Source organism: Runella aurantiaca, assembly GCF_003339505.1.
GTDB lineage: Bacteria > Bacteroidota > Bacteroidia > Cytophagales > Spirosomataceae > Runella > Runella aurantiaca.
Genome location: NZ_QPIW01000035.1, coordinates 63276 through 71674 on the forward strand (window position 1 = coordinate 63276; position 8399 = coordinate 71674).

Here is an 8399-nt window from a genome sequence, read left to right on the forward strand (position 1 = left end):
GTTAGAAATTCGTATATTTGGCCCTTATAAACAATATTCCTTTAATCCATTCCGTTTTTGACACAGCAAAAACCAAACCAGTAATGATTTTACTCCAAGCGCAAACTGCCGTTGACTCCGTAGCTACCTCTGCTACTTCTGCCCAAGGAATCTCGTTATTCGATTTATTATTAAAAGGAGGCTGGGTGATGATTCCCCTCCTGATTATGTTCTTCCTGACGCTTTTTTTGATTTTTGAACGTTGGTTGGCCATTAATTCCAACGGAAAACTCGAAGAGAGCTTTATTGATAACATGAAAGATTTTGTGCAGCAAGGAAATATCAAGTCTGCCGAATCATTGTGTCGTAATCAACGCTCTGCCGCAGGACGAATTTTTGAAAAAGCCGTTGGGCGTATTGGCTATTCCATCAAAGACATTGAAAGTACCATCGAAAACGCCAGTCATATCGAAATTTCACGCATGGAAAGCAACCTTGCCTACCTTGGGGTGATTGCGGGTATTGCGCCAATGTTGGGTTTCGTAGGAACAATCTCAGGGATTATTAACATCTTCTATAGTATTTCGTTGTCCAATGATTTTGACATCAGCACCATTGCGAGCGGGATGTACGAGAAAATGGTGACTTCTGGCGCAGGTCTGATTGTGGGTTTGGTTGCGTATATGGGCTATCACTTGTTGAACATGAAGATTGACCGTATTGCGCTAAAACTTCAGGCAGGAGCGTTTGATTTTATTGACGTTTTACAGAAACCCATTACGAGTCGTTCATGATAGATAATGCATGACCGAAATGACTGAACTATGAAAATCCGCCGTAAAGCCAGATTCGCCCCCGAAGTGTTCACCCAATCGCTGAACGACATCATGTTCTTCTTGATGTTGTTCTTTCTGATTATTTCGACGATGGTGAACCCCAATGTGATTAAGTTGATGCTCCCAAAGGCATCGGCTACCCAACAAATGCAGAAAAAACAGACTACCCTCTCGGTAGATGCAGAAAAAAATTATTTTCTTGACCGTGAGCCATTGCCCAAAGAGCAGCTGGAAAGTGTTTTAGCATCTACTTTTGCGGGAGTTGAGGAAAAAACAATCATTCTTCAGGTAGACCAAAGTATTTCCGTACAAGACTTAATAGATGTGCTGGCAGTAGGAGCCAAGCTTGATATTAAGATGGTGATGGCGGTGAAGAAATAGTCTTGAAGACTAATAAAGACTTGATTATCTTTTAGTTAAATTATAAAAAAAGGAGCTTGTGAATCTCACAAGCTCCTTTTTTTATGGCCAATTTTTGGGAATATCTAATTGCCGGGCGTAGTTTTTTGGACAATGGCTGTGCACATAATTCAGCAGTTGCTGCATGTCTCTTTCAAAATCTACGTAGTAATCTGGGTTGAATTTTGCCAGCTTTTTCAGCACGCTGTCGGTTCGCTTGGCAATGTATTCGGCGCAAGAATCGCTTTTGCTGTTATGAATCAGGAGGAGCGAAGACTGCTGTTCAAAAAAGGTTAAAAGCAGGTAAATGGTTAATTCAATTTCACCGTATTTATCCTTGGTGATTTTTAGGTGTTGACTGATATCCCCCGACAGATTTCGCATGTCCATCATCATCCAGCCAGGTGTATTGTGGGTCATTTGGGCGCTTTTCAGAATTCGTCGTTTGATGTCGTCGCGACGGCTCTGAACAGTGTCGCCCATTTCAATTAGTTCAAATTCAAGTCGTTGCACAAGGTTGTCGTCTTTCCCAATCAATCGAAGAAGAAGTTTGTCTTTTTCTTTTTGCGGCATTTGGACAATGGCCTTTTTTAGTTCTTCTGGAATAGTCATCTTACAAACCTTTGTAATTTTTTTTCTTTTGGCGGATTTCCAAATCTTTCACCACAGTGTTATAAATACGCTCCATAAAAACAGGGTTGGTGGAATAAAATTGATAGCTACGATTGTAAGTTGCCGAATCGACACCGTATTTTTTAAACACCTTAGCCTTCATGTACTCAGTAACAATCGTAGAAGAATCGAGCGATGTCATTCCTAGCCTACTTACTCTTGCTTCGATAATATGAATATCGGTTAAAATTTGCGCCATTTTGGCTTCGGGTACGGTGCCCGCGGGAATTTCTGGTTCATCCTGACAGCCACAGAGCAACAAAGTAAAGACGGAAAAATAAAGGAGGGTACGGCGTATCATGACTGAATTTTGTATTTTTGAGGTACTGAGCTACAAAAATACGCATGATTGAGCAATTTATTACAAAGATTCGTCAGTACGAGATTCGGATTCGAAAAGCCGTCAATGCCGACATGCGCGGGAGCTTTCGGTCGGTTTTTAAAGGCTCGGGGGTAGAGTTTGCAGATTTGCGCGAATACCAATACGGCGACGACGTGCGTACCATCGACTGGAACGTATCGGCCAAAGGCCACGGAACGTTCGTGAAGATTTTCAGGGAAGAGAAGGAGCAAACGGTTTTTTTTATTTTAGACGTGAGCGGCTCTCAGCAAGTGGGGCACGCCAATCATTCAAAATTGGATACCGCCAAAGAAATCTGTGGTGTGTTGGCGTTATCGGCGATTCAGGAAGCAAGCCATGTGGGTTTACTGTGTTTTTCGGACCAAAAAGAAAAATACATTCGCCCCTCCAACGGCATGAAACACGGTTATGAAGTAATTACTGAATTGTACAAACTCAAACCTATCTCCTCCAAAACCAACTTAGCAGAAGGCATACTTTTTACCCTCAACGTACTCAAACGCCGCAGTGTAGTGATTTTTATTTCGGACTTCATTGATAAAAACTACGAGCATAATCTGCGGGCCTTGGCGCGTAAGCACGATTTGGTCATGGTGCACTTGCTCGACAAGCGCGAAACAGATTTGCCGCGTTTGGGCATTATTCCGATGGTAGATCCTGAATCTAACCGTACCGTTTGGGTTAACGCCTCATCTCCGTGGTTTCGCAAACGGGTACGGGAGGATTTTGCGCAGGTGGGAAAAAAAATCGAACAATTTGCCCGTCAAAACGATATTAATTATGTAGCCATTGATTCCCAACAGGACTACGTTGAGCCATTGGTTAAGCTCTTTCGTATACGCCGCAAAAAGTAGGATTGAGTCATAGGTTGCTAAGAATCAGAAAGCGTTATATATTTGAGGGAATAACGAATTTCTGAATGATGCAAGAGTATTGGCAACCGCTGTTGATTGGTATCATGGCTTTTTTGTACGCTTCCGTTGGGCATGGCGGGGCGAGCGGGTATTTGGCGCTGATGGCTATTTTTGGTACTTCGCCGGCTTTGATGAAATCTTCGGCTTTGATTCTCAACGTATTTGTTTCCCTTGTTGCGTTCATTCAATATCTCCGTGGTTTCGCAAACGGGTACGGGAGGATTTTGCGCAGGTGGGAAAAAAAATCGAACAATTTGCCCGTCAAAACGATATTAATTATGTAGCCATTGATTCCCAACAGGACTACGTTGAGCCATTGGTTAAGCTCTTTCGTATACGCCGCAAAAAGTAGGATTGAGTCATAGGTTGCTAAGAATCAGAAAGCGTTATATATTTGAGGGAATAACGAATTTCTGAATGATGCAAGAGTATTGGCAACCGCTGTTGATTGGTATCATGGCTTTTTTGTACGCTTCCGTTGGGCATGGCGGGGCGAGCGGGTATTTGGCGCTGATGGCTATTTTTGGTACTTCGCCGGCTTTGATGAAATCTTCGGCTTTGATTCTCAACGTATTTGTTTCCCTTGTTGCGTTCATTCAATATTACCGAGCGGGGCATTTTCGGTGGAATTTATTCTGGCCTTTTGCCCTTGCAAGTATTCCTCTTTCTTACATTGGTGCTACGCTACCGATTACAGATTCACTTTATAAAAAATTATTGGCTGTAGCTTTGGCCATTGCCATTGCGCGGATGCTCTTTCAACCCGTGGAAAAAGCCGAAAACAAACCCGTTCCTTTGACGGGTGCTTTGGCAATTGGGGCGGTCATTGGGTTATTGTCGGGGATGCTGGGCATTGGCGGGGGTATTATTTTGAGTCCAGTCATTTTGTTGCTGGGCTGGGGACGGGTGAAAGAGACGGCCGCAGTCTCGGCTTTGTTTATCTTTGTTAATTCCATGTCGGGGCTGTATGGGTTGTTTCAAAAAGGATTTGAACCCAATGGGCAGCTAACTTCTTGGCTAGTAGCGGCTTTGGTAGGTGGGTTTATCGGGGCCTATCAGGGAAGTTTTAAGTTTAATCTGCAAACATTGCGTTATATTTTGGCTTCGGTATTGTTGATTGCGGTAGCAAAACTATATTTGACCTAACTTCTTGCCTACAATCGTTTTGTCAGTGAAAAAATACCTTCTCTTTTTGTGTTTGTTTTCGTGGAAAATAAGCGCCCAAAATTTAGATACCCGCCTGCTGCAAGACGTGTATGGTCCCATCCAACCGACCAATGTAAGTACGGCAAAGTTCATTTCATCCACGGCCAAGCCGTTGAGTTTGGCGCTTCCAGCGGGCTTGTTGATTGCGGGTTTTTCAACCCAAAATAAGACCTTGCAACAGCAGGGTTGGCAGGCGTTGGGCGGGTTTGTGATTGGGACGGGTATTACGCAAGTGACCAAACGGATTGTTTTGAGAGACAGGCCTTTTATTGAGCATCCTACGCTTTTTGCGGCGCGGGTAGAAGGTGAAGAGCCGCACTATTCATTTCCGTCGGGGCATACCACGGTGGCGTTTTCAACGGCTACGACCTTGGCCATCAATTATCGTAAATGGTACGTCATTGTACCTGCGTATGCGTGGGCAGGAGCGGTTGGGTATTCGCGAATGCGTTTGGGCGTGCATTATCCGAGTGATATTTTGGCGGGCGCCGTCGCGGGGGCGGCAAGCGCGTGGCTTTCGTACAAAATTCAGCAAAAATGGTTGAACAGAAAGACGCGAAAATCATCGAACTAAAAACATATTTGCATTTTTCTAAGTTATCCTCTTACCTTTGCGGTCAGTTCTGACGCGCAGAATTTTTTACAAAACGGGGTGCCCTAACATGACGGGCTGAGATTATACCCTTACCACCTGAACCGGGTAATGCCGGCGGAGGGAATTAAAAATGCTAAAGTTTACATCTTGGTTTTTGGCCGTGGCAACGGGAGTGTTGCTGTACGTGCCTGCACTTGCCCAACTATCTGTGTCGGGCAAAATCGTTGACGCCGAAGACGGCAAACCACTGCCGGGGGCAACCATCCGAGCAGGAAGTTTTCGGGGAGCAGTGACAAACGAAAAAGGCGAATTCTCGCTAAAAAATCTTCCTAAAGACACTGATTTACTGGCGTTTTCGTACGTGGGCTATGAGAGCCAGAAAATAGTACTGGCATCCCTTCAAAGTTCGAATTCAAACGTAGAAATTAAATTAGTCCGCAGTTCTTTCTCGGCCGACGAAGTGGTCATCAACGCTACCCGGGCTAATCAAAATTCGGGGGTGGCGTTTACCAATGTCGGAAAACTTGAATTGAGTAAGCAGAATTTAGGGCAAGACCTGCCCGTGTTGCTCAATTTTACGCCCTCACTTGTCACTACCTCTGATGCCGGAGCGGGGGTTGGGTATACTGGATTGCGTATTAGAGGTACGGATGCCACGCGTATCAACGTGACCATCAACGGAATTCCGTACAACGACGCCGAAAGTCAGGGAACGTTTTGGGTAAATATGCCCGATTTTAGCTCGTCGGTTAGCAGTGTGCAGATTCAGCGTGGGGTGGGGACTTCTACCAACGGAGCGGCCGCATTTGGGGCTACGGTCAACATCAACACCAACGAATTTAGAAAAGAAGCCTACGCCGAAATCAACAATTCGGTGGGTTCTTTCAAAACCCGTAAGCATACCGTTATGGCGGGTACGGGTTTGTTGAACAATAAATTTACGTTGGACGCTCGTTTATCAAAAATCACCTCCGATGGCTTCATTGACCGTGCTAAGTCGGATTTGGGGTCGTTTTATGTCTCTGGGGCTTATTTTGGGAAGAAAAGCTCGGTGCGTTTAAACGTGTTTTCGGGTAAAGAAATAACGTATCAAGCATGGGAAGGAACTCCCGAGGCGCGAATTAAAGGTGACCGAGAAGGAATTTTGGCTTACATCGACCGCAACGGCCTGAATGAGCGTGATGCCCAGAACCTCTTAAATTCCGATAGTCGTACCTATAATCTGTATTTGTATGATAACCAAGTAGATAACTATCAGCAAGACCATTATCAGTTGGTTTCGTCGCATACACTCAGCAAAAACTGGACGTTTAACCTTAATGGATTTTTGGTGAAAGGCCGTGGGTATTATGAGCAATACCGCGACAACGATAGGTTGAGTAACTATAAACTTCCAGCGGTGATTGCGGGTGGAGACACCATTACGCGCAGCGATTTGATTCGTCGTCGGTGGTTGGATAATTCTTTCTACGGAACTACGTTTTCGTTGGATTATAACAGCTTTCAAAAGCTCACCGCCAACATCGGCGGAGGGTGGAATCAATATGATGGTAACCACTTTGGGGAGGTGATTTGGGCGCGCTTTGCGAGCAATAGCAGCATTCGTCAGCGGTATTATGAAAACGTTGGAATGAAAACGGATTTCAATGTATACGGTAAAGTATATTATCAACTTACCGACAAACTGAATGTGTTTGCCGATGCTCAAGTCAGAAAAATTGGTTATTTTGTGAAAGGCGACGACAACCAGCAACGGCAGCAATCGCATGATGTAAACTATACTTTTTTCAATCCTAAAGCAGGGTTGACCTATCAGGTGTCAGAAAGTAGCGCTGCTTTTGCCTCTTTCAGCTTGGCGCACCGCGAACCAAACCGCGATGATTTTACGGAATCTACGCGTCAGATTCAACCCCAACCAGAGGTATTGCGTGACTTAGAGTTTGGCTATCGTTTCCAAAAAGGCCGCGTAGCGGCGTCTGTTGGCGGATACTATATGAATTACAAGAACCAATTGGTGGTATCGGGACAGTTGAACGACGTGGGAAATTCCATTAAAATCAACGTGCCAGAAAGCTATCGTTCGGGAATTGAATTGGAGTTTGGGGCGCAGTTGAGCAAACAATGGAAATGGAATGCCAACGCGACGTTCAGCCAAAATAAAATCAAGAATTTTACGGAATACATTGTCAATTACGACGACGAAAATGGTGGTTATCAGACCACAAACCACGGAAATTCAAACATTGTGCTTTCGCCAAATGTGATTGTAGGGAGCCAACTTATTTACACACCCATGAAGAACCTAGAGGTGGCGTTGTTGACCAAGTACGTAGGGAAGCAATATTTGGACAATACTTCCAACGAAGGCCGTAAATTGGATGCGTATTTTACCAATGACCTTCGGCTGATTTACCGCATTAAGCCTAAATGGATGAATGAAATCACGGTGAGTGCCTTGGCCAACAACGTTTTCAACGAGTTGTACGAATCCAATGGATACACCTATAGCTACATTTTCGGTGGTCAGACTACCACCGAAAATTTCTACTACCCGCAGGCTGGGCGCAATTTCTTGGTGAGTGTTGGTTTGAAGTTTTAGGTATTACCTTCTCGAAAGTTCGAAATTTTTGGGAAGGGAGATTTCTTATTACCTTTACTTAAAAAAACAGACATGGCGACTCTCCTTATTGAAATCGAAGACAAAAAGCTCAAGTTTTTTAAGGAACTTCTTCAAAATTTATCCTTCGTTAAGATGCGTGAAATTCTCCCTGACGAAGATACAGATGAGCAAGTCATCTCCAATATTCGCCAAGGCGTAAAAGAAATGCGGTTAGTGGAGCAGGGTAAAATGAAAAGTCGTTCTGCGCGTGAATTTCTACAAGACTTATGAGCTATCGGGTAGAGACGATTGAAAACTTTGAACGAGAAGCGAAAAGGCTAAAGAAGAAATTCCCTTCATTGAAGCAAGAAATCAATGACTTGATTGATATTTTGGAAGAGAATGCTTTTTATGGAATATCTATGTACGACGGCTTTTATAAGATTCGTCTTGGTATTAAATCAAAAGGGAAAGGTAAGCGTGCCGGTGCTCGCGTCATTACCTGCGTTAAAGTTGTAGCAGAAAAAGTGTATTTGGTTTCAATTTATGATAAATCTGAACAATCGGATATTGCTGAGAGCGAACTAAAAAGGCTTTTTACCGAGATTTCTGATACTGAATAATTTGAGGTAAACCACCGAAAATTTCTACTACCCGCAGGCCGGGCGCAATTTCTTGGTGAGTGTTGGTTTAAAGTTTTAATAGAAAGAAATAGGCTTCCCTTGGAAATTACTTTGGACTTTGTTTTTCTTTAAAAACCCCAGCTAACTATTGCTGGGGTTTTTAACTTTTGATTAACTTACCACAGAATAATACAACATTTACAAATTTTTCATCT

General features: G+C 43.8%; 11 protein-coding genes and 1 riboswitch. Of the genes, 9 read left to right on the forward strand and 2 right to left on the reverse strand.

The features are described 5' to 3' along the window. Nucleotides 1–83 precede the first annotated feature (83 nt). Nucleotides 84–773, forward strand: coding sequence for a MotA/TolQ/ExbB proton channel family protein (locus DVG78_RS26830; protein ID WP_114067931.1), 690 nt, complete (start codon nt 84–86; stop codon nt 771–773). 30 nt (nt 774–803) lie between these two features. Next, a complete protein-coding gene (locus tag DVG78_RS26835) occupies nt 804–1196 on the forward strand; it encodes an ExbD/TolR family protein (RefSeq protein ID WP_114067930.1) in 393 nt (130 codons plus the stop codon). An 81-nt stretch (nt 1197–1277) separates the two neighbouring features. Here DVG78_RS26835 and DVG78_RS26840 read toward each other — a convergent pair whose 3' ends face one another. Both DVG78_RS26840 and DVG78_RS26845 read right to left on the reverse strand, forming a co-directional pair. Then, the gene (locus DVG78_RS26840; RefSeq protein WP_114464080.1) at nt 1278–1826 is read right to left on the reverse strand and encodes a hypothetical protein; all 549 of its coding nucleotides are present in this window, start codon (nt 1824–1826) and stop codon (nt 1278–1280) included. Nucleotide 1827: 1 nt separating this feature from the next. Continuing rightward, nucleotides 1828–2187 (reverse strand): DUF4296 domain-containing protein, encoded by a 360-nt coding sequence (locus DVG78_RS26845; RefSeq protein ID WP_114464081.1) that lies wholly within the window; start codon nt 2185–2187, stop codon nt 1828–1830. A 44-nt stretch (nt 2188–2231) separates the two neighbouring features. Between DVG78_RS26845 and DVG78_RS26850 the strand changes: the two genes are divergently transcribed. The 7 genes from DVG78_RS26850 (at nt 2232) to DVG78_RS26885 (ending at nt 8184) form a co-directional block, all read left to right on the forward strand. After that, complete coding sequence (locus tag DVG78_RS26850; protein WP_199563302.1) at nt 2232–3101, forward strand: DUF58 domain-containing protein; 870 nt, start codon at nt 2232–2234, stop codon at nt 3099–3101. Between the two features lie 79 nt (nt 3102–3180). Continuing rightward, entirely contained in the window at nt 3181–3513 is a 333-nt protein-coding gene (locus tag DVG78_RS30265; protein ID WP_199563303.1) for a hypothetical protein, read from the forward strand. A gap of 65 nt (nt 3514–3578) precedes the next feature. Next, nucleotides 3579–4307, forward strand: coding sequence for a sulfite exporter TauE/SafE family protein (locus DVG78_RS26865; RefSeq protein ID WP_310589138.1), 729 nt, complete (start codon nt 3579–3581; stop codon nt 4305–4307). Between the two features lie 25 nt (nt 4308–4332). Next, the gene (locus DVG78_RS26870) at nt 4333–4941 is read left to right on the forward strand and encodes a phosphatase PAP2 family protein (RefSeq protein ID WP_158550114.1); all 609 of its coding nucleotides are present in this window, start codon (nt 4333–4335) and stop codon (nt 4939–4941) included. 64 nt (nt 4942–5005) lie between these two features. After that, nucleotides 5006–5102: riboswitch (TPP riboswitch) on the forward strand. Beyond that, on the forward strand, nt 5093–7561 hold the full coding sequence (locus DVG78_RS26875; protein WP_114464092.1) for a TonB-dependent receptor: 2469 nt from the start codon (nt 5093–5095) through the stop codon (nt 7559–7561). It overlaps the preceding riboswitch by 10 nt. Before the next feature lie 72 nt (nt 7562–7633). Continuing rightward, nucleotides 7634–7852: a hypothetical protein gene (locus DVG78_RS26880; protein ID WP_114464084.1), complete on the forward strand. Its 219-nt coding sequence runs from the start codon at nt 7634–7636 to the stop codon at nt 7850–7852. Further along, nucleotides 7849–8184, forward strand: a complete 336-nt coding sequence (locus tag DVG78_RS26885; RefSeq protein WP_114464085.1) for a type II toxin-antitoxin system RelE/ParE family toxin — start codon at nt 7849–7851, stop codon at nt 8182–8184. Before DVG78_RS26880 ends, DVG78_RS26885 begins: the two co-directional genes overlap by 4 nt. Nucleotides 8185–8399: the final 215 nt, after the last annotated feature.